The sequence below is a fragment of the Streptomyces sp. NPDC059080 genome (assembly GCF_042739975.1).
Lineage (GTDB): Bacteria > Actinomycetota > Actinomycetes > Streptomycetales > Streptomycetaceae > Streptomyces > Streptomyces benahoarensis.
On sequence record NZ_JBHYGX010000005.1, the window covers coordinates 265,925 to 285,235 of the forward strand.

17 protein-coding genes are annotated in these 19,311 nt (G+C 74.3%); 9 read left to right on the forward strand and 8 right to left on the reverse strand.

The window, feature by feature from the left end:
• A complete protein-coding gene (locus tag ACFWWQ_RS06215) occupies positions 1–1,176 on the forward strand; it encodes a YihY/virulence factor BrkB family protein (RefSeq protein WP_384590902.1) in 1,176 nt (391 codons plus the stop codon).
• A 33-nt stretch (positions 1,177–1,209) separates the two neighbouring features.
• Here ACFWWQ_RS06215 and ACFWWQ_RS06220 read toward each other — a convergent pair whose 3' ends face one another.
• The 3 genes from ACFWWQ_RS06220 to ACFWWQ_RS06230 form a co-directional block, all read right to left on the reverse strand.
• A complete protein-coding gene (locus ACFWWQ_RS06220) occupies positions 1,210–2,223 on the reverse strand; it encodes a PP2C family protein-serine/threonine phosphatase (RefSeq protein ID WP_384590985.1) in 1,014 nt (337 codons plus the stop codon).
• A gap of 217 nt (positions 2,224–2,440) precedes the next feature.
• On the reverse strand, positions 2,441–2,692 hold the full coding sequence (locus tag ACFWWQ_RS06225; RefSeq protein WP_384590905.1) for a hypothetical protein: 252 nt from the start codon (positions 2,690–2,692) through the stop codon (positions 2,441–2,443).
• A gap of 196 nt (positions 2,693–2,888) precedes the next feature.
• Positions 2,889–4,085, reverse strand: a complete 1,197-nt coding sequence (locus ACFWWQ_RS06230; protein ID WP_384590908.1) for a serine hydrolase domain-containing protein — start codon at positions 4,083–4,085, stop codon at positions 2,889–2,891.
• Positions 4,086–4,285: 200 nt separating this feature from the next.
• Between ACFWWQ_RS06230 and ACFWWQ_RS06235 the strand changes: the two genes are divergently transcribed.
• The 5 genes from ACFWWQ_RS06235 to ACFWWQ_RS06255 all read left to right on the forward strand — a co-directional run bounded on the left by ACFWWQ_RS06235 (position 4,286) and on the right by ACFWWQ_RS06255 (position 9,473).
• A complete protein-coding gene (locus ACFWWQ_RS06235) occupies positions 4,286–4,726 on the forward strand; it encodes a hypothetical protein (RefSeq protein ID WP_384590911.1) in 441 nt (146 codons plus the stop codon).
• A 291-nt stretch (positions 4,727–5,017) separates the two neighbouring features.
• Positions 5,018–5,662, forward strand: a complete 645-nt coding sequence (locus tag ACFWWQ_RS06240) for a 2Fe-2S iron-sulfur cluster-binding protein (RefSeq protein WP_384590914.1) — start codon at positions 5,018–5,020, stop codon at positions 5,660–5,662.
• The gene (locus tag ACFWWQ_RS06245; protein ID WP_384590917.1) at positions 5,659–6,648 is read left to right on the forward strand and encodes an FAD binding domain-containing protein; all 990 of its coding nucleotides are present in this window, start codon (positions 5,659–5,661) and stop codon (positions 6,646–6,648) included. The genes ACFWWQ_RS06240 and ACFWWQ_RS06245 overlap by 4 nt, the downstream gene beginning before the upstream one ends.
• Before the next feature lie 56 nt (positions 6,649–6,704).
• Entirely contained in the window at positions 6,705–8,828 is a 2,124-nt protein-coding gene (locus ACFWWQ_RS06250) for a xanthine dehydrogenase family protein molybdopterin-binding subunit (protein ID WP_384590920.1), read from the forward strand.
• Positions 8,829–8,981: 153 nt separating this feature from the next.
• A complete protein-coding gene (locus ACFWWQ_RS06255) occupies positions 8,982–9,473 on the forward strand; it encodes an ATP-binding protein (protein WP_384590923.1) in 492 nt (163 codons plus the stop codon).
• 58 nt (positions 9,474–9,531) lie between these two features.
• Here ACFWWQ_RS06255 and hutG read toward each other — a convergent pair whose 3' ends face one another.
• The gene (gene hutG, locus ACFWWQ_RS06260; RefSeq protein ID WP_384590926.1) at positions 9,532–10,521 is read right to left on the reverse strand and encodes a formimidoylglutamase; all 990 of its coding nucleotides are present in this window, start codon (positions 10,519–10,521) and stop codon (positions 9,532–9,534) included.
• A gap of 165 nt (positions 10,522–10,686) precedes the next feature.
• Here hutG and hutC point away from each other — a divergent pair, with 165 nt between their 5' ends.
• Positions 10,687–11,469, forward strand: coding sequence for a histidine utilization repressor (gene hutC, locus ACFWWQ_RS06265; protein WP_384590929.1), 783 nt, complete (start codon positions 10,687–10,689; stop codon positions 11,467–11,469).
• 36 nt (positions 11,470–11,505) lie between these two features.
• Here hutC and ACFWWQ_RS06270 read toward each other — a convergent pair whose 3' ends face one another.
• Positions 11,506–12,318, reverse strand: a complete 813-nt coding sequence (locus tag ACFWWQ_RS06270) for an IclR family transcriptional regulator (RefSeq protein ID WP_384590932.1) — start codon at positions 12,316–12,318, stop codon at positions 11,506–11,508.
• A 142-nt stretch (positions 12,319–12,460) separates the two neighbouring features.
• Between ACFWWQ_RS06270 and ACFWWQ_RS06275 the strand changes: the two genes are divergently transcribed.
• On the forward strand, positions 12,461–13,939 hold the full coding sequence (locus ACFWWQ_RS06275; protein ID WP_384590935.1) for an amino acid permease: 1,479 nt from the start codon (positions 12,461–12,463) through the stop codon (positions 13,937–13,939).
• Positions 13,940–14,162: 223 nt separating this feature from the next.
• On the opposite strand, the gene hutU is transcribed toward ACFWWQ_RS06275, so the two are convergent.
• Together hutU and hutH are read right to left on the reverse strand one after the other, a co-directional pair.
• Entirely contained in the window at positions 14,163–15,830 is a 1,668-nt protein-coding gene (gene hutU / locus ACFWWQ_RS06280; RefSeq protein ID WP_384590938.1) for a urocanate hydratase, read from the reverse strand.
• Positions 15,831–15,894: 64 nt separating this feature from the next.
• Positions 15,895–17,433: a histidine ammonia-lyase gene (hutH, locus tag ACFWWQ_RS06285; protein ID WP_384590941.1), complete on the reverse strand. Its 1,539-nt coding sequence runs from the start codon at positions 17,431–17,433 to the stop codon at positions 15,895–15,897.
• Between the two features lie 123 nt (positions 17,434–17,556).
• Between hutH and ACFWWQ_RS06290 the strand changes: the two genes are divergently transcribed.
• Positions 17,557–18,324 carry an IclR family transcriptional regulator gene (locus tag ACFWWQ_RS06290; protein ID WP_384590944.1) on the forward strand — a complete coding sequence of 256 codons (768 nt, stop codon included), beginning with the start codon at positions 17,557–17,559 and terminating at the stop codon, positions 18,322–18,324.
• 259 nt (positions 18,325–18,583) lie between these two features.
• On the opposite strand, the gene ACFWWQ_RS06295 is transcribed toward ACFWWQ_RS06290, so the two are convergent.
• Positions 18,584–18,991, reverse strand: a complete 408-nt coding sequence (locus ACFWWQ_RS06295; protein WP_384590947.1) for an SH3 domain-containing protein — start codon at positions 18,989–18,991, stop codon at positions 18,584–18,586.
• Positions 18,992–19,311 lie beyond the last annotated feature (320 nt).

The window sequence follows — 19,311 nt, forward strand, 5'->3', positions numbered from 1 at the left end:
GTGCAGCCGGAGAACGAACCGACCGAGCGGCCCGAGGGCCGCCTGACCAGGGCCAGGGTCCTCTATCGCAACGTCTCCAAGCGGCGGCTCGGCTGGCTGCTCCTCAAGGACGTCGTCCACAGCTGCATGACGTACCGGGTGACCGGACTCGCCGCCGAGGCGGCCTTCTTCTGCCTGCTGTCGCTGCCGCCGCTGCTGCTCGGGCTCATCGGTCTGCTCGGCTACCTGGAGCCCTGGATCGGGCGGGCTACCATCGACGGCGTCCGGGAGCAGATCCTCCACGCGTCGTCCGCCGTCCTCTCCTACCAGGGCGTCAACGAGATCGCCCGGCCGCTGCTCGACGACATCTTCACCGGCCGCCGCCCGGACGTCATCTCCCTCGGCTTCGCCCTCGCCCTGTGGTCCGGCTCGCGCGCCCTGAACGTCTTCGTCGACACCATCACGATCATGTACGGGCTGGACGGCCGCCGCGGCATCGTACGGACCCGGCTGCTGGCGTTCGTGCTCTACCTGGGCGGGCTGGTCGTCGGCGCCGTCGCGCTGCCGTTGATGGTGGTGGGCCCGGACACCCTGGTGCAGTGGCTCCCGGCGAGCGCGGACGTCATCCGGGCGCTGTACTGGCCGGTCGTCCTGCTGCTGTCGGTGGCCTTCCTCACCACGCTCTACCACGTCTCGGTGCCGGTCCGTTCGCCCTGGCGGGAGGACATCCCGGGCGCGGTGGTGGCCCTCGCGATGTGGGTGCTGGGCAGCTTCCTGCTGCGGATCTACCTCACCGCGACGGTCGAGGGCCCGACGATCTACGGGTCGCTGGCGGCGCCGGTCGCGGTGCTGCTGTGGATCGGGGTCTCGGCGTTCGCGGTCCTCGTCGGCGCCGCGACGAACGCCGCGACGGACCGCGTCTGGCCCTCGGTGGCGACGGCCGCGGCCCGCGCGGAGAAGGAACGCCGGGCGGCTCAGGCAGCTGCGGAGCACGAGGACGCCCCCGAGGAGCGCGACGACGACACCGAGGACGACGGGGCGGACGGCGACGAGGACGGCGACGAGGACGACGCGGACGACGCGGACGAGCCGCTGCCGCCCGCCGAGTACCCGGAGCGGTGGGCCCGTTTCCTGCCGCCCGAGGAGATCCGCGGCCGGCTGCCGCGCCGCCGCCACCGGCGCCCGCGCCGCCGCTGACCGCCGGTCCCCGGCCCGTGCGAAAGGCGCCCTTCAGTGGTCCTGGAGGGCGTCCCGGTAGCGGACCAGCAGCATCGCCGCATCGTCGTGGAGCGGACCCTCGGCGTGCGCGACGACGTCCTCGCGGACCGCGCGCAGCGCCTCCTCGGGATCGTCGTCCTTCAGCAGCGTCGCGCGGGCGTCGAGCGGGTAGAACCGGCCGTCGCCGTCCCGCGCCTCGGTGACCCCGTCGGTGTAGAAGAGCAGCTGGTCGCCGGGGGCGAACGGCACCGTGTGCGGCTTCGGGCCGTCGTCGGCGTACGCCGCGAGGCCGAGCGGCAGGGCGCGTTCGGGCGGGGCGGCGAAGTCCACGGCGCCCCCGGCGCGCACCACCAGCGGCGCCGGGTGCCCGAAGTTCAGCAGCGTCGCGGACGGCCCGTCGCCGATCTCCGCGAGCACTGCCGTCACGAACCGTTCGCCGCCCAGATGACGGCCCAGCGCCCGCTCCACCCGCGCGCCGACGGCGGTCAGCTCCGTCTCGTCGTGGGCCGCCTCCCGGAACGCGCCCAGCACCACCGCGGCGCTCTCCACCGCTTCGAGGCCCTTGCCCTGGACGTCGCCGACGATGATCCGTACGCCGCCGGGCGAGGTCACGACCTCGTACAGATCGCCGCCGATCCGCGCCTCGGCCACCGCCGAGGTGTACGAGACCGCGATCCGCAGCGGCCCCGCACCGCGCGGCACCGGCCGCAGCAGGACACGCTGGGCGACCTCCGCGATGGAGCGGACGTTCGCCAGCTCCGCCTCGCGCCGCTGGCGCATCACCGCGGCCACCACACCGGCCACCGTCACCCCGGCCACCGACAGCAGCGCGGGCAGCCCGCGACGGCCCTCGAAGAGCCCGTCGTACATCCCGAGGCCCAGGCAGAGCAGGAACGCGGCCGAGCCGACCACGGCCGTGCGACGCCAGCCGCCGACCAGACCGGCGAACGCGGGCCCCAGCGACACGAGGGGCAGGAACCCGACCTCGGACCCGGCGGTGACATCCACCGTGGTGACCACGGACATCACGCCGTAGGGGAGCACGGCCAGTACGCGGGCGCTCAGGGGTTGCTTCGGGGGGTCCACGGCCAAGGGGTGCTCCGGCGGTTCGAGGGGTGGGACGGGCGGCGCGGAGCCCGGCCCGCCCCGCCGGAGCTGAGCATAAGCACTGGTCGGTGGGTGAATTACCTCGAATGCGCCCCGTTACCGAATTGCAGTGGCCGCACCCGGCCCGGATGCGTGGTCAGTGCGGGAAAAGCCGCGTCGACTCCACCCGGCCGGGGCGCAGGATGCGGAGGGGGCCGAGATTGCACGCGGGGCACTCGGTCCGGGACAGCGGCGAGGGGACGTGGACCCCTCCGGAGTAGTACACGGCGCGACGCCGACCCGAGAGGTCGGTGGTGTGCCGGATCTCGTAGCGCTCTTCCCATCCGTGCCCGCAGTGCAGACAGACGAAGGAGTACGCCTCGTGAACGGTCTCGGCCTCGCGGTCCATGTCCACCCACATCCTTCCCTGGTCCCACGGCCGGGCGGCGGGACCTCATCGGTGGCATACCAGGCAGTCTGTGCCTTATCCGTCCATTATGGCGCGGTGAGCGGTATACGGGTAAATGCGGTGAGCGGTATACGGGTACATGACGGATGCTGCTCCAGGGAGGCATGCCTGTGACCCGCCGGGCGGGGCCCCCGCCTCAGCCCCCCGCCCCCTCCCCGAGCGCCGCGTACACCGCCGCGACCAGCTCCGCATGGCGCGGATCGTCCCCGGTGGTGCCGCCGCCGTAGCGGTTCATGACGTACGCGTACGCCAGGCCGTTCTCCGGGTCGGTGAAGGCGTACGAGCCGCCGGCGCCGCCGTGGCCGAAGGCGCGGGGGTTCGGGCCCGCGCGGCCCTGGGTGTTGAGGAGGTAGCCCAGGCCCCAGCGGACGTCGGTGCCGGGCGGTGCCAGCGGGCCCATCGCCAGGTCCGGTTCGCCCGGCCGTCCCTGGGGGCGCCGCGCCGCGGCCAGCGTGTCCGCCCCGACCAGGGAGCCGCCGCCCAGCGCCGCGTACACCGTGGCCAGGCCGTGCGCGGAGGCGTGGACATTGCCCGCCGGGATCTCCGCCATGCGGTAGGCGGCGCTGTTGACGTCGCCGGTGGGGACCGACAGCAGGCTCAGCGCCGCCGCGGCCAGCGGATGCCCGTCGAGCGACGCCAGCGGCGGGCGCGGCACACCGGGATACCGCTCCGCGAGCAGCCGCGCGTCGAGCTGCCCCACCATGTCGGCGCAGCGCGGGTGCTCGGCCGCCGGGGTGCCGAGGAAGACCCGGGCGCCGAGCGGCCCGGCGATCTCCGTGCGCAGGAACGCCCCGGCCGTCCGGCCGGTGACCCGCCGCACCACCTCGCCGACCAGATAGCCGAACGTCACCGCGTGGTACCCCTGGGCGGTGCCCGGCTCCCACCACGGCTCTGTCGCGGCGAGCGCCGCGCACACCCGTGCGTGGTCGTATGCGGCGGGCAGCGGCAGCGGGGCGCGCGGGGCGATCAGCCCGGCGCGGTGGCTCAGCAGCCAGCGCACCGGCAGCTCGCCCTTGCCGCCCCGCGCGAAGTCCGGCCAGTACCGCGCCACCGGCGCGTCGAGGTCCAACGCGCCGCGGTCCACCAGGAGGTGGGCGCAGAGCGCGGTCATCCCCTTCGACGTGGAGTAGACGTTCACCAGGGTGTCCCGCTCCCAGCGGCGGGTGCGGGCGGCGTCCGCGTACCCGCCCCACAGATCGACGACCGGGGCGCCGTCCAGCAGCACGGCGACGGCCGCGCCGAGGTCGCCGTGGGCGGTGAAGTTCCGCTCGAAGACGGTGCGCACGCCCTCGAACCCGGGCGCGCAGGCGCCGCCGAGCGGTGGCCGGACCATGGTTCCTCCCTACGGGACAGCCCTTAGGGGTGCGTCCCGTGCCGCGGCGGACCACCCGTCCGTACCAGACGTCCCCGGGGGCGCCCCGGAAGGAACCCGTCCGCCGTGGGCGGGGCCCCGGCTCCGGGCGGCTCCGGTCGCATGTGCCCGGCGCGCGGGTCAGCCTGGAGGTGTCGTCCCAACGGAGAGGAAGGCCCACCGTGAACAGCGCGCAGCAGGCGAACCAGCCGGGGCAGCCGGGCCCGGTGCAGGGCAGTGAGCGTCCCCCGCAGCCGTCGTCGGCGTACCACCCGGAGGCCGAGGTCGTCGTCGAGGTCACCGACTGCGCGACGGAGGACGCGCACGCCGTCTTCAGCGCGCTGCGCACCTCCTTCGTGTGCGACCGGGCGCCGGACGACGTGCCGCGCGCCGTCGCCGGCCCGCACCCCACCGTGTGGACCTCGACGTTCGACGTGACCGATCTCCTGGCGGAGCCCGCCCCCCGGCGGCTGACCGCGCCCGTCTCCATCAGCCTCCAGGGCGGCTACTGGGCGGTGGCCCGGCTGCGGGACAGCCTCCGCCCCGCCTTCGCCGTACAGGTCACCGGCACCGTCGCCGGGGACCAGGAACAGGAGGTCCAGCTCCAGCTGGAGAACCGCTGACCGTCACCTGGACGGCACCGGACCGGCCGGGCGAGGCCGCTCGCCGTACGGCCGCGCCGACGCGCGGGCGGCCACCGCTCCTGATAGGCAGAGGGGACCCGCCACCGGCGGACGCGGCCCGGCCCGGGCGCGGGCGTCCGGCCGGTGCGGGCGGCACCGGCCCGCCGGTTCCGGCCGGGGAGACCCGACGGAGGGGCCGCGAAGCCCCGCCGGACCGTCCCGCAGCCGCACCTCACCCCGCCGCGCGCACCCGTGTACCGCGGCGCGTGGCCCAGCCCGAAAGGCGAGCGCGTGGAGCCCACCGCATCCCCTCCCGACGCCGCGGGACCGCCGCCCGGAGCCACCCGCTCCACGGTCACCCTGCACGTCAACGGCGTACCGCACCGGCTGACCCTCGACCACCGCACCACCGCCCTGGACGCGCTCCGCGTCCACCTCGGGCTGACCGGTACGAAGAAGGGCTGCGATCACGGACAGTGCGGTGCCTGCACCGTCCTCGTCGACGGGTGGCGCGCCAACAGCTGCCTGCTGCTCGCCGTCACGCTCGACGGCAGCACCCTCACCACCGTCGAGGGCCTCGCCGACGCCGACGGCCTCCACCCGCTCCAGCACGCCTTCATGGAGCGTGACGCCTTCCAGTGCGGCTACTGCACACCCGGCCAGCTCTGCTCGGCCGCCGGGATGCTCCAGGAGGCGGCCGACGGCCATCCCTCCCACGTCACCCCGGACACCGCGGCTCCGGGCGCCCCGGTGGAGCTGACCGCCGACGAGATCCGGGAGCGGATGAGCGGCAACCTCTGCCGCTGCGGCGCCTATCCGCGCATCGTCGAGGCGATCGGCGACGCCACCGCGCACCCGGCCGCTCCTCCCGTGCCGCACACCGTCCACGGCCTCGGGGCCGTCTCCGTCAACGGCGGCGGGGGGGCGGCGTCGTGAAACCCTTCGCCTATCTGCGCCCCGCCACCGTCGACGAGGCCGTACGCGCCCGGGCCGCGCACCCCGGGGCCGCGTTCCTCGGCGGCGGCACCAACCTCGTCGACCTGATGAAACTGGGGGCGTGCGCCCCCGGCCTGCTCATCGACGTCGGGCGGCTGCCGCTGGACCGGATCGAGGAGCTGCCCGACGGCGGGCTGCGCATCGGGGCCACCGTCCGCAACAGCGACCTCGCCGCCGCCCCCGTCGTCCAGGAGCGCTACCCGGTGCTCTCCCAGGCGCTGCTGGCCGGGGCCTCGGGGCAGCTGCGCAACGCCGCGACCACCGGCGGCAACCTCCTCCAGCGCACCCGCTGCTCCTACTTCCAGGACGTCTCCACGCCGTGCAACAAGCGGGAGCCGGGCAGCGGTTGCCCCGCCGTCGAGGGCGTCCACCGCGACCTCGCCGTCCTCGGGCACTCCGCGCACTGCGTCGCCACCCACCCCTCCGACCTCGCCGTCGCCCTCGCCGCCCTGGACGCTGCCATCGAGGTGACCGGCCCGGACGGCGCCCGCACCGTCCCGGTCACCGCCCTCCACCGGCTGCCGGGCGACCACCCGGAGCGGGACACGGTGCTGGAGCCCGGCGAACTGATCACCGCGGTGCGGCTGCCCCCGCCGCCGCCCCTGGCCCACGGGCGCTACCGCAAGGCCCGCGACCGCGCCTCGTACGCCTTCGCGCTGGTCTCCGTCGCCGCGCTGCTGGAGGTCCGCGACGGCGTGGTGCACCACGCGGCGCTCGCCTACGGCGGGCTGGCGCACCGGCCCTGGCGCGCCACCGCCGCGGAGGAGGCGCTGCGCGGCGCCCCGGCCACCGCCGAGACCTTCGGCCGCGCCGCCGACGCCGAACTGTCCGCCGCCCGGCCGCTGCGCGACAACGGCTTCAAGGTGCCGCTGGCCCGACGGCTGACCGTCTCCGTCCTGGGCCAACTCGCCGCCCGCCACCGCTGACCCCGCGGGCGCCCCGCCGCGCGGCGCCCGCACCGACGCCCTGTGAGGACGCGCCCATGAGCCACGATCCGCAGCCTGTTCACCCGGAGGTGGCCCGCCACCCGCTCGGGGCGCCCGCCGCCCGCCGCGAGGGCCGTGCCAAGGTCACCGGCGCCGCCCGTTACGCCGCCGAGCACGCCCCGCCGCACCGTGTCCACGCCTGGCCGGTGCCCGCCACCGTCGCCCGCGGCCGGATCACCTCCGTCGACACCGCGGACGCCCTCGCCCTGCCCGGGGTGCACGCCGTCCTCACCCACGAGAACGCGCCGCGCCTGGAGCCGCCCGAGGACCCGGCCGTCGCCGTCCTCCAAGGTCCCGCCGTCCCGCACCGCGGCTGGTACGTCGCGCTCGCCGTCGCCGACAGTCTGGAGGTGGCCCGCGCCGCCGCCGAGGCCGTTCGCCTCACGTACGCGGCCGAGGAGTACGACGTCACCCTCACCCCGGACCATCCGGGCCTCTACCTGCCCAAGGAGGTCAACGGCGGCTATCCGGGGACGCGCGAGCGCGGCGACTTCGATGCGGCGTACGCCGGTGCGCTGGTCACCGTCGACGCGACGTACACCCTGACCGCGCTGCACAACCACCCCATGGAGCCGCACGCCGCCACCGCGTGGTGGGACGACGGGCATCTCACCGTCCACGACTCCACCCAGGGGTCGACCATGGCGCGGGACGACCTCGCCGCGCTGTTCGGTCTCGACCGCCGGGACGTCACGGTCGTCGCCGAACACGTCGGCGGCGGCTTCGGCTCCAAGGGCACCCTCCGCCCGCCGGCGGTCCTCGCCGCGATGGCCGCCCGGGTCACCGGCCGCCCCGTCACCCTCGCCCTGCCGCGCCGGGAGATGCCCGCTGTGGTGGGGCACCGGGCGCCCACCGTGCAGCGGGTGCGGCTGGGCGCCGGGGCCGACGGGGTGCTCACCGCCCTCGCGCACGAGGTGGCCACCCACACCTCGACGGTCAAGGAGTTCGTCGAGCAGGCGGCGGTCCCCGCCCGGGTGATGTACACCTCGCCGCACAGCCGCACCGTGCACCGCGTGGTGGCGCTGGACGTGCCGAGCCCGTCGTGGATGCGCGCCCCGGGCGAGGCGCCCGGCATGTACGCCCTGGAGTCGGCGATGGACGAACTCGCCGTCCTCCTCGACCTCGACCCGGTCGAACTGCGGCTGCGCAACGAACCGGCGACCGAACCGGACACCGGCCGCCCGTTCAGCAGCCGGGGCCTGACCCAGGCGCTGCGGGAGGGCGCGGACCGCTTCGGCTGGCGCCCCCGCGACCCGCGCCCCGGCGTCCGGCGCGACGGCGATCTGCTGCTGGGCACCGGCGTCGCCGCGGCCACCTACCCGGTGCTGATCTTCCCCTCGTCCGCCGAGGCGCACGCCGCGCCGGACGGCGGTTTCCGCATCCGGATCAACGCCACCGACATCGGCACCGGCGCCCGTACCGTCCTCGGGCAGATCGCCGCCGAGACGCTCGGGGTCCCGGAGGAGCGGGTCCGCGTCGAGATCGGCCGCAGCGATCTGCCCGACGCGTTCCTGGCCGGGGGCTCCTCCGGCACCGGCTCCTGGGGCTGGGCCGTCCACAAGGCGTGCCGCTCCCTGCGCGAAGACCTGAGTAACCGTCAACAGCCGCTGCCACGGGAGGGGTTGGCGGTCGCGGCGGACACCCGGGAGGAGATCGCCGCCGGATCGCCCTACGCCCGGCACGCGTTCGGCGCCCACTTCGCCGAGGTGCAGGTCGACACCGTCACCGGCGAGGTGCGGGTGCGCCGGATGCTCGGCATGTTCGCGGCCGGGCGGATCCTCAACCCCCGTACCGCGCGCTCGCAGTTCATCGGCGGAATGGCGATGGGCATCGGCATGGCGCTCACCGAGCACAGCACCATGGACCCCGTCGTCGGCGGCTTCACCGAACGCGATCTGGCCTCGTACCACGTCCCGGTCTGCGCCGACGTCCACACGATCGAGGCGCACTGGCTCGACGAGGACGATCCGCACCTCAACCCGATGGGCAGCAAGGGCATCGGCGAGATCGGCATCGTCGGCGCCGCCGCGGCGGTCGGCAACGCCGTGCACCACGCCCTCGGCGTCCGCCTGCGCACCCTGCCGCTGACGCCGGACGCCGTGCTGCCGCATCTGCCGTGACGGCCCGCGCGGGACGGCACTTCGGGCAGCTCCCCCGGTTGCGGGCGGTGGCTGCCCGGGTGACGATGACCTTCACCCGTCAGTGACGAAAGCTCACCCTCCGTGTTCCTGTCCGGGGGAGGCGGGTGAGCCGTGTGTGAAGGAGCCATGATCATGACTGTCACCGCCCACCCTCGCTACGCGGCCGAGCTGCGGGTCACCGCGGAGCGGGTGCCGCAGATCCGGCGCATCGTGGCCGCGCATCTGCGCCACTGGCGACTGGCGGCGGAGATACCGGCCGCCTGCCGCGGGCTGGTCGAGCTGCTGGACCACGTCCGCCGGCACGTCGGACCGGACGCGGTGTGCGTCGTCGAGGTCCGCTGGAGCGGCCGCCATCTGACCGTCTCGGTCGCCGACCGCGGTCCGCGGATGGCGCCGCTGGACAGTGCGCAGGGCGGCGGACTGGCCGCCGTCGCCGCCCTCAGCGACAGCTGGGGCACCTGCCCCACCGACGACGGCAAGGTCGTGTGGTTCACCCGGAGCGTCGGCGCCGCCCGCGAGACCCCGCTGACGGCACCGCGGCCGTCGCACTCCGTCCCCGACGCCAAGCCCGGACCGGACGCGGAGGCCGACGTCCGGGAGCAGGAGACCCCGGCACCGGTGTGAGGCGCCGCCCGCCGGGCCCCGTGCGCGGCGGGCCACCGCACACGGGACGGTGGGTGCGTCAGCCGCGCCGCCCCCGCGCCTCCGGCGTCCCGGTGAGCGCGCGGTGCACCAGCCGGGCACCGGCGCGGGCCGTACGGGCGTCGATGTCGAGGTCCGGGTTGAGCTCCGCGACGTCGACCACCGCCAGCTTCCCGCTCGCCGCCACCGCCGTGACGACCCGCTCCACGACCTCCATCGGCACGCCGTACGCGGCGGGCGCGCTGACGCCCGGCGCCGCCGCCGCGGGCAGCACGTCCAGGTCGATGCTGAGGTGGACGAGGTCGCAGGCGTCGAGGAACGCCCCGGTGAACGCCTCGACGCGGGCCAGCGAGAGCAGCCCGCAGTCGGTGTCCTCCAGATAGCGCACCCCGAGCCCGTCCGCGGTGCGGAACAGCCGCTCGGTGTTGCTCAGGCGGCTGATGCCCAGCACCCGGTAGTCCAGTCGCCGCCCCTGACGCTCCTCGTCCCGGGCCATCTGGAGGAACGGCGTGCCGGAGCTGGGCCGCGGTGCGTCGCGCAGATCGAAGTGGGCGTCGAGGTTGAGCACCCCGAGCCGTGCCCCGCCCCGCACCGCGCGGCTCCCGGCCAGCCCCAGGTACGTGCCGTAGGCCACCTCGTGGCCGCCGCCGAGGACCGCCACCGGGCCGCCCGCGTCGAGCAGTGCGGTGACCGCGTCGCCCAGCCGCCGCTGCCCGTCCTCCAGGTCGCCGTCGCCGACCACGACGTCCCCGGCGTCCACGGCGCGCAGCGGCGCGGGCAGCGCCACGGAGGCGAGGGCGGACCGCAGCGCCCCGGGGCCGTCGGCCGCACCCGGCCGCCCCTGGTTGCGGCGGACGCCCTCATCGCTGCGGAAGCCGACGAACGCGGCGTCCCGGGGCGCGTCCGCGCCGGTCAGCGGCGTGGTCACGTGGTGCCAGCGCAGCACGTCGTCGCCGTCCCCGTCGCTCCGTCCGGTCCACGGCTCCGCTGCCACGTCCACGGTCATCGTCCGCCTTTCCGCCTCGCTCACCGGACGGCTCCGCCCGGTCGGCTCCATGACAGCGCCGCCGTACCCGCCGGACCAGGGTGTACGCCGGTTCTCCTCGGATCCGAGACGGTGTTCGGGAACGCCCTAGAATCTTCCTGGCGCGGCGCGGTTCCGCGCCGACGGGCAAAAGCGGGCAGAGCGGTACGGGTGACGACGACGAGGGCGGGAAACGGCGTGGCGGCGGAGGCGGCGGAGCTCGCGCGACGGTATGCGGCGACCGCGTCCGGGGCGACGCCCGCGTATCAGCGGGTCAAGGACCTGGTGACCGGGCAGATCATGAGCGGCCGCTGGCGGGAGGGCGACGCCCTGCCCTCGGAGAGCCGCTTCGTCGAGGCGCTGGGTCTGTCCCGGATGACGGTCAACCGCGCGCTGCGCGAACTGGCCGCCCAGGGGCTGATCCGCCGCGTCATGGGCGTCGGCAGCTTCGTCGCCCTGCACAAGGGCAGCTCGGCGCTGGTCGAGGTGCACAACATCGCCGACGAGGTGAGCGCACGCGGCCACCGCCACCGCACCGAGGTGCGGTTCGTCCGCGAGGAGGCGGCGGGCCAGGAGACCGGCGCCCGCTTCGGAATCGGCGAGGGCACCCCGGTGTTCCACTCCCAGGTGGTCCACTTCGAGGACGACGTCGCCATCCAGCTGGAGGACCGCTACGTCCACCCGGACTTCGCCCCCGGCTACCTGGAACAGGACTTCACCCGGCGCACCCCGTTCACCTTCCTGTCCGAGGTGGCGCCGCTGGGCAAGGGCGAGCATGTCGTGGAGGCGGTGCTGCCGTCGGCGGACGAGTGCCGGATCCTGCGGGTGGCGGCGTCCGAGCCGTGCCTGCTGATCCAGCGCCGTACGTGGTCGGGCGAGGCGCTGGTGAGCGTCGCGCGGCTGCTGCATCCCGGCTCGCGCTACCGCCTGATGGGCACCTTCGACCCCCGCTGACCGGGCCTCCGGGACGCGACCGGGGTGACGGTACGGTCAGGAAGCCTGCGGGTACGGGGCGCGGCCGGAGACGGCGGCGGTCAGCCGGGCGGCGCCGCCCAGCAGGGCGTCGCGGATGCGCTCCGCGTCGTGCGGCTGGTGGTGGCGGCACCAGGTGGTGGAGAGCGCGGCCACCGGGTGCCCGAGGTGGTCGAAGGCGGCCACGCCGATCGAGCGGAGGCCGGGCGCGACCAGCTCGGTCTCCTCCGACCAGCCGCGGGCCCGCTCCCGGTCCAGCTCGGCGCGGAGCTCGGTCAGTGACCGGGGGCCCTTGCCGGTCCGGGTGACGAGGGCGCCGGGACGCGGGAAGGCGGCGCGCAGCTGGGCCTCGGCGCAGTGCGCGAGCAGCGCCCGGCCGGTGGCGGTCAGATGGGCCGGCAGGCGCACGCCGACGCCGGTGACGAGCGCCCGGCCGGTGTGCTGGCGCGGGGCGGGCGGCTGCTCCTTGAGCAGGTAGAGCGTCTCGGCGCCGTGCAGCACGCCCAGGTGCACGGGGTGCCCCAGCCGCCGGGCGAGGGCGCCCGCGACGGGGCGGGCGAGGCGTTCGAGGGGTTCGTGGCGGCGGTGTGCCGCGCCGAGCTCCAGGGCGGCGGCACCCAGGCCGTACGCCCGCTCCTCGGGGAGATGGACGACAAAACCGCGATCGATCAGGATCGCCAGGATGTGGTAGGCGGAGGATGACGGAATTCCCAGCTCGCGGGCGAGCGTGGCGGCACGCACCGGCCCGGGACGCGTGGCGAGGTGGCCGAGGATGTCCAGCGCCCGCCCGACGGCGGGCGATGCGCTCGACCCACGCTCCTGTTCCTGCACCGGATCACCTCTTGACGTGCCTGTCTATACAGGAATATACAGGCGCTCTTGCGGTCTTGCGAGGGGCGCCGGCGGCTGGTGGGGCCGGGCCGCGCGCCGTATGTCAGGGACGGACGTGCCATTCCCCGAGGAGGGGCATTCTTTGACCACCGAAACAGCGACGCTGCGCAGGGGCCTGCGGTCGCGCCACATTCGTTTCATCGCGCTCGGTTCCGCCATCGGCACCGGCCTTTTCTACGGATCGTCCGAGGCGATCCAGGCGGGCGGCCCGGCCGTTCTGCTCGCTTATCTCATCGGTGGCGCCGCGGTTTTCCTGGTGCTGCGCTCGCTCGGCGAAATGGCCGTGCACCATCCGTGCGCGGGCTCTTTCGGCGAGTACGCGACCCGGCATCTCGGGTCGCTCGCCGGATTCACCACCGGCTGGACGTACGCCTTCGAAATGGTCATCGTCTGTATCGCCGACATCACCGCGCTCGGCGTCTACATGGGTTTCTGGTTTCCCGATGTGCCGCGCTGGATCTGGTTGCTGGCGGCGATTCTCGTCATCGGTGTGCTCAATCTCTTCCATGTCAAGGTCTTCGGGGAGATGGAGTTCTGGCTGTCGCTGGTGAAGGTCGTCGCCATCGTCGCGATGATCATCGCCGGGGCTGTGGTGCTGGTCATCGGCTTCAAGGGGGGCGGAGGCGCGCATACCGGGATATCCAACCTCTGGTCCCACGGCGGATTCTTCGCCCAGGGCACCCAGGGCTTCATCCTCTCCTTCGCGGTGGTGATGTTCGCCTTCGGCGGCACCGAGATCATCGGCGTCACCGCGGGTGAGGCGGAGGACCCGAAAAAGACGATTCCGGGCGCGGTCAACTCCATTCCCGTGCGCATCGTGCTCTTCTATGTCCTGACCCTCGCGGTCATCATGTCGTTGAATTCCTGGGAAAACGTCGGCTCCGACGGCAGCCCGTTCGTGCAGATTTTCGTCGGCCTCGGCATCAAATCTGCCGCGACCGTGCTGAATATCGTCGTGGTGGTCGCGGCGCTCTCCGCCATCAACAGCGACATTTTCGCCGCGGGCCGCATCATGTACGGAATGGCCGAGCGCGGCCAGGCGCCGAAGGTGATGCGGAAGCTTTCCCGCAGCGGAGTGCCGGTCATGACCGTCACGATTATGATCGGTGCGCTGCTGCTGGGCGTTCTGCTCAATTACCTGATTCCCGACAAGATCTTCCTCATCATTTCCTCGATCGCGACGTTCGCGACCGTCTGGGTCTGGCTGATGATCCTGCTGACGCAGATGAAGGCACGTCGCTCGATGAGCCCCGAGGAGGAGGCGGCGCTCGACTACCCGGCGCCGTTCTGGCCGTACGGACAGATCATCGCGGTCGTCTTCATGGCGGCGGTGACGGTGCTGCTGGCCTTCTCCGCGAGCACCCGCGTCGCGCTGATCGTCGGCGCCGTCTGGCTCGTCCTGCTGGCGGTCATCCACCGCGTCTGGCTCCGCCCGCGCGAGGCCGCCCGGGCGGTGACCCCGGCTGCCGCAACCGCCGCCGAGCCCGCAGCCGCCGCCGAGTCCGAGGACGGCCCGGACGCGGCGGCCCGCGCCACCGTCGCGCCCACCGCCGCCGAGTAGCCGCACTCGGCGTTTCCCAGGGCCTCGAAGGGCCCCGCTCCACGTGCCAGGGCGCGTGGAGCGGGGCCCTTTTCCGTGCCTGGGGGACTCGGGGCGGCCGGTGGCCGCCGGGTCCTGGCGGCGAGGCCCCCGCGCCCCGCCCCGTACGCGACGTACCGCACGCCAAACGCCCGCACAGCGCAGGAACCCTGCGCCGTACGGGCGTCAGCGACGACCGACGGGGTCACGCGGAGGCGTCGTCCTCCCGCATCGGGACGCGGACGTGGCGCTCGGTGGCGACGTTCTCGGCGATGTCGTAACCGGCGTCCACGTGCCGGATCACGCCCATGCCCGGGTCGTTGGTCAGCACCCGGCGGACCTTCTCGCCCGCCAGCGGCGTACCGTCCGCGATGCAGACCTGGCCCGCGTGGATCGAGCGGCCCATGCCGACGCCGCCGCCGTGGTGCAGGGAGACCCAGGACGCACCGGAGGCGACGTTCACCATGGCGTTGAGGAGCGGCCAGTCCGCGATGGCGTCCGAACCGTCCTTCATCGCCTCGGTCTCGCGGTACGGCGAGGCGACCGAACCGCAGTCCAGGTGGTCGCGGCCGATGGCCAGCGGCGCCTGGAGCTCACCGGAGGCCACCATGTCGTTGAAGCGCTCACCGGCCTTGTCCCGCTCGCCGTAGCCGAGCCAGCAGATACGGGCGGGCAGGCCCTGGAAGTGGACCCGCTCGCCGGCCATCTTGATCCAGCGGTGCAGCGACTCGTTCTCCGGGAAGAGGTCGAGCATCGCCTTGTCCGTCTTGTGGATGTCCGACGCTTCGCCGGACAGCGCCGCCCAGCGGAACGGGCCCTTGCCCTCGCAGAACAGCGGACGGATGTACGCCGGGACGAAGCCGGGGAAGGCGAACGCCCGGTCGTAGCCCGCCAGCTGCGCCTCACCGCGGATCGAGTTGCCGTAGTCGAAGACCTCGGCCCCGGCGTCCAGGAAGCCGACCATCGCCTCGACGTGCCGGGCCATCGACTCACGGGACCGGGTGGTGAAGCCCGCCGGGTCCTTCGCGGCCAGCGACTGCATGTCCTCGAAGGCGACGCCGACCGGGAGGTACGACAGCGGGTCGTGGGCCGAGGTCTGGTCGGTGACGATGTCGATCGGCGCGCCCTCGGCGAGCATCCGCGGCAGCAGCTCCGCGGCGTTGCCCAGCAGGCCGATGGAGAGCGGCTTGCGCTGGTCACGGGCTTCGGTCGCCAGCTGGAGCGCGTGCTCCAGGCTGTCGGCCTTCGCATCGAGGTAGCGGTGCTCGATGCGGCGCTCGATGGCGCGCGGGTCGCAGTCGATGCAGATCGCGACGCCGTCGTTCATCGTCACGGCCAGCGGCTGGGCGCCGCCCATGCCGCCGAGACCGGCGGTGAGGGTGATCGTCCCGGCCAGCGTGCCGTTGAACTTCTTCGCGGCGACCGCGGCGAACGTCTCGTACGTGCCCTGGAGGATGCCCTGGGTGCCGATGTAGATCCACGACCCGGCGGTCATCTGGCCGTACATGGTCAGGCCGAGCTGCTCCAGGCGGCGGAACTCCTCCCAGTTCGCCCAGTCGCCGACCAGGTTGGAGTTGGCGAGCAGCACGCGCGGCGCCCACTCGTGGGTCTGCATCACGCCCACCGGGCGGCCCGACTGGACGAGCATCGTCTCGTCCTGCTTGAGGGTCTTCAGCGTGCGGACCATCGCGTCGAACGAGCGCCAGTCGCGGGCGGCCTTACCGGTGCCGCCGTAGACGACCAGGTTGTCGGGGTGCTCCGCCACCTCGGGATCCAGGTTGTTCTGCAGCATGCGCAGGGCGCCTTCCTGCTGCCAGCCCAGCGTGCTCAGCTGCGTGCCACGGGTGGCCCGTACCGGTCGTGCACCGTGCATGGTGAGTCCTCTTCCGTGAGAGAGATCGGTGTGCGTGTGGGGAGAGAGCGGGGGAGGAGCCGGGTCAGTGCAGCGGGCCGGTGACGGACTCCGCGGCACGCAGCGCCTCGCCGGAGGCGACGTAGCGGACCGCAGCCTCGATCTCGGGGGCCAGGTAGCGGTCGGTGCCCGGGCCGGGGACGTCGCGGCGGAGCCCGGCGACGACCGCGGCGGTGGCCGGGGACGGCGTCAGCGGGGCGCGCAGGTCCAGGGCGCGGGCGGCGGTCAGCAGCTCCACCGCGATCACCCGGGTGAGCCCGTCGACGCCCTTGCGCAGCTTCCGCGCCGCGGACCAGCCCATCGACACATGGTCCTCCTGCATCGCGCTGGAGGGGATCGAGTCGACCGACGCGGGCGCGGCGAGCCGCTTCAGCTCCGAGACGATGGCCGCCTGGGTGTACTGCGCGATCATGTGGCCGGAGTCCACGCCCGGGTCGTCGGCGAGGAAGGCGTTCAGCCCGTGGTTGCGCGCCACGTCCAGGAAACGGTCGGTACGGCGCTCGGCGACCGAGGCGACGTCGGCGACGGAGATGGCGAGGAAGTCGAGGACGGCGGCGACCGGCGCGCCGTGGAAGTTGCCGTTGCTCGCCACCCGCCCGTCGGGTGTCACCACCGGATTGTCGACGGCGCTCGCCAGCTCCCGCGAGGCGACCAGCGCGGCGTGCGCGGCGGTGTCCCGCGCGGCGCCGTGCACCTGCGGCGAACAGCGCAGCGAGTACGCGTCCTGGACCCGGGTGCACTCCGGGCCGCGGTGGCTCGCCACGATCGCCGAGCCGTCCAGCACCGCGCGGAGGTTGGCGGCGCTGTCGGCCTGCCCCGGGTGCGGGCGCAGCGCCTGGAGGTCGGCGGCGAACACCGCGTCCGTACCGAGCTGCCCCTCGACGCTCATCGCCGCGCCGATGTCGGCGGTGGCCAGCAGCGTCCGCAGGTCGTGCAGGGCGAGAACCAGCTGCCCCAGCATGCCGTCGGTGCCGTTGATGAGGGCCAGGCCCTCCTTCTCCTGGAGCACGACCGGGGTGATCCCGGCGGCCGCCAGCGCCTCGGCGGCCGGCCGCAGCTCGCCCGCGGCGTCGCGGACCTCGCCCTCGCCCATGACCGCCAGCGCGCAGTGCGCGAGCGGCGCCAGGTCGCCGGAGCAGCCGAGCGAGCCGTACTCCCGCACGACGGGCGTGATGCCCGCGTTCAGCAGCGACGCGTACGCCTGCGCCGTCTCAAACCGGACGCCGGTACGGCCGGTGGCGAGGGTGGACAGGCGCAGCAGCATCAGCGCCCGGACCACCTCGCGCTCCACCTCGGGGCCGGAGCCCGCGGCGTGCGAGCGGACCAGGCTGCGCTGGAGCTGGGCGCGCAGCTCGGTGGGGATGTGACGGGTGGCGAGGGCGCCGAAGCCGGTGGAGACGCCGTAGTGCGGCGTGACGTCGTCGGCCAGCGCCTCGACGACCTTCCGGCTCTGGCCGATCTCCTGCTGGGCCGCCGCCGAGATCTCCACGGGGGCACCGTGGCGGGCGACGGACACGACATCGTCGGCGCTGAGCGGGCCGACGTCAACGAGAACGTGGTTCATGCCTCCATGAAGCACCGGGTGACAAGGGTTCCGCCATGTCCGCCGCGGGTCTTGTGTCTGGGATCCAAGACATTGCGCGGACGCCGGGGCGTCTCGCCGACAAGACGGCGGTAGCGTCACCGCATGTCCATCGTGCCCGCGGCGGCCCAGGTCCTGGCCGTACTGCGCTATCTCGCCCGGCAGGTCGGCCCGGTCCAGGCCGCCGCCATCAGCCGCGACGTGGGGCTGCCCCGCTCCACGACGTACCACCTCCTCGACACCCTCGTGCACGACGGTTTTGTGGTGCATCTGGCGGACGAGCGCCGCTACGGCCTCGGCGTCAGCGCCTTCGAACTCGGCTCCGGCTACAGCCGCCAGGCGCCGCTGGCCCGGCTGGCCCGCGTGCCGCTCGCCGGACTCGTGGACCGCACCGGCCACAGCGCCCATCTCGCGGTGCTGCACGGCCGCGAGGTCATCTACGTCATCGAGGAACGGGCCCTGGGGCGGCCGCCGCTGGTGACCGAGGTGGGGGTGCGGCTCCCCGCGCATCTGACCGCCAGCGGCCGGGCGATGCTGGCCCGCCTCGCGCGGGCGCAGGTGCGGGCGCTGTTCCCGGACCCGTCGGTGTTCGTGGAGCGCACCGGCACCGGGCCACGGTCGCTGTCCGCGCTGCACCAACTGCTCGTCGAGGTGCGGCGGCGCGGCTACGCCACGGAGGAGGGCGAGGTCACGGCCGGATTCTCGTCGGTGGCGGCGCCGGTCCTCGACCACGGGGCGCATCCGATCGCCGGGGTGGCGACGACCTTCCCGGCGGCCGAGGTGGACGCCGCCCAGCGCGCCCGGCTGGCCGAGGAGGTCGCCCGCACCGCCCGCGACCTCACCCTCCGCGTCGGCGGCACCCCGGCCGCCTGACCCTCGAACGGCCCTTTCCCACAAGGGCGTTGACGCAACGTTCAGCGAACGGCAACCCGCCGCGGCCAGCCTCTTCCGTACGGGCCTTCGCCGATGCGCCACGGGGGAGGAGGCCCGGCCAGATCCCGGACGGCCGTGGGGGGCGGACGCACCGGGTGCACGGACGCGGGGCCCGACGGGGGAGGGCCTGGCGCCCGTGCCGGGGGCCGCCCACGGGGGGAGGCGGCCCCGGCGTCCGGGGCGTGTCCGCGCGGAGCGGTCAGCCCCGGGCGTTCTGGTGCGCGGCGCCGTCCGCGGTCCGGAAGCGCTGCACGTCCTTGCAGAACGGCACGGGGCCGGTGTTGGCGACGTACTTGGCGGCGACCCAGGTCGCACGGTCGCGCAGCTGGTACCAGACGTCGTTCCCGCCGACGTTCTGCGCGCGGACCTTGCAGCGCAGCCCGACCTGCGCGTGGTGGCGCTGATAGCCGGTGGCGGGGGCGTCCGTGCTCGGGTACCGGCGCTCCTTCATGCCGGTGGCCGAGAGGACCTTGCCGTACGGCTGAGCGGCGGCCGCCTGGGCCGGGGCCGCGCCGAGCAGGGTGGAGCCGAGGGCGGCGGCCGCGGCCAGCGCGCCCGCAGTGGTGACGAACTTCTTGCCGCGTGCGAGGGTGCCGCTCATGGACATGGGGGGTCTCCTGTTCTCGACGTGCAATGACGCCCATTGCCACGAGGGGGACATTACGCCCGGAATGCCTCAGTTCCGGTGCCGAATCACGGGAGAACAGCTGATCGTGTGAGGGGTGTCCGGGCGCCCGGCGGCCCCTTACGGCCTCGCCCGCGATGGTCAGTGGCGTCGCACTGACCTCGCGGGCGAGGCCGTTACAGCGGTGGGGGGGGGCCGGGCCCGGGCCGGGGCGGGGGGGGGGGGCGGCGGGGCGGGCCGGCCGCCGCGCCGGCCGGGCGGGGCGGGCGGGGCGGGGGGCCCGCGGACGCGCCCCCCAGCGG

Excerpts from the sequence above, each read along its gene's own strand:
- ACFWWQ_RS06225 (WP_384590905.1), bottom strand. The coding sequence starts at position 2,692 with ATGGACCGCGAGGCCGAGACCGTTCACGAGGCGTACTCCTTCGTCTGT.
- ACFWWQ_RS06295 (WP_384590947.1), bottom strand. The coding sequence starts at position 18,991 with ATGTCCATGAGCGGCACCCTCGCACGCGGCAAGAAGTTCGTCACCACT.
- ACFWWQ_RS06290 (WP_384590944.1), top strand. The coding sequence starts at position 17,557 with ATGTCCATCGTGCCCGCGGCGGCCCAGGTCCTGGCCGTACTGCGCTAT.
- ACFWWQ_RS06250 (WP_384590920.1), top strand. The coding sequence starts at position 6,705 with ATGAGCCACGATCCGCAGCCTGTTCACCCGGAGGTGGCCCGCCACCCG.
- ACFWWQ_RS06220 (WP_384590985.1), bottom strand. The coding sequence starts at position 2,223 with ATGTCCGTGGTCACCACGGTGGATGTCACCGCCGGGTCCGAGGTCGGG.
- ACFWWQ_RS06230 (WP_384590908.1), bottom strand. The coding sequence starts at position 4,085 with ATGGTCCGGCCACCGCTCGGCGGCGCCTGCGCGCCCGGGTTCGAGGGC.
- hutH (WP_384590941.1), bottom strand. The coding sequence starts at position 17,433 with ATGAACCACGTTCTCGTTGACGTCGGCCCGCTCAGCGCCGACGATGTC.
- ACFWWQ_RS06255 (WP_384590923.1), top strand. The coding sequence starts at position 8,982 with ATGACTGTCACCGCCCACCCTCGCTACGCGGCCGAGCTGCGGGTCACC.
- hutU (WP_384590938.1), bottom strand. The coding sequence starts at position 15,830 with ATGCACGGTGCACGACCGGTACGGGCCACCCGTGGCACGCAGCTGAGC.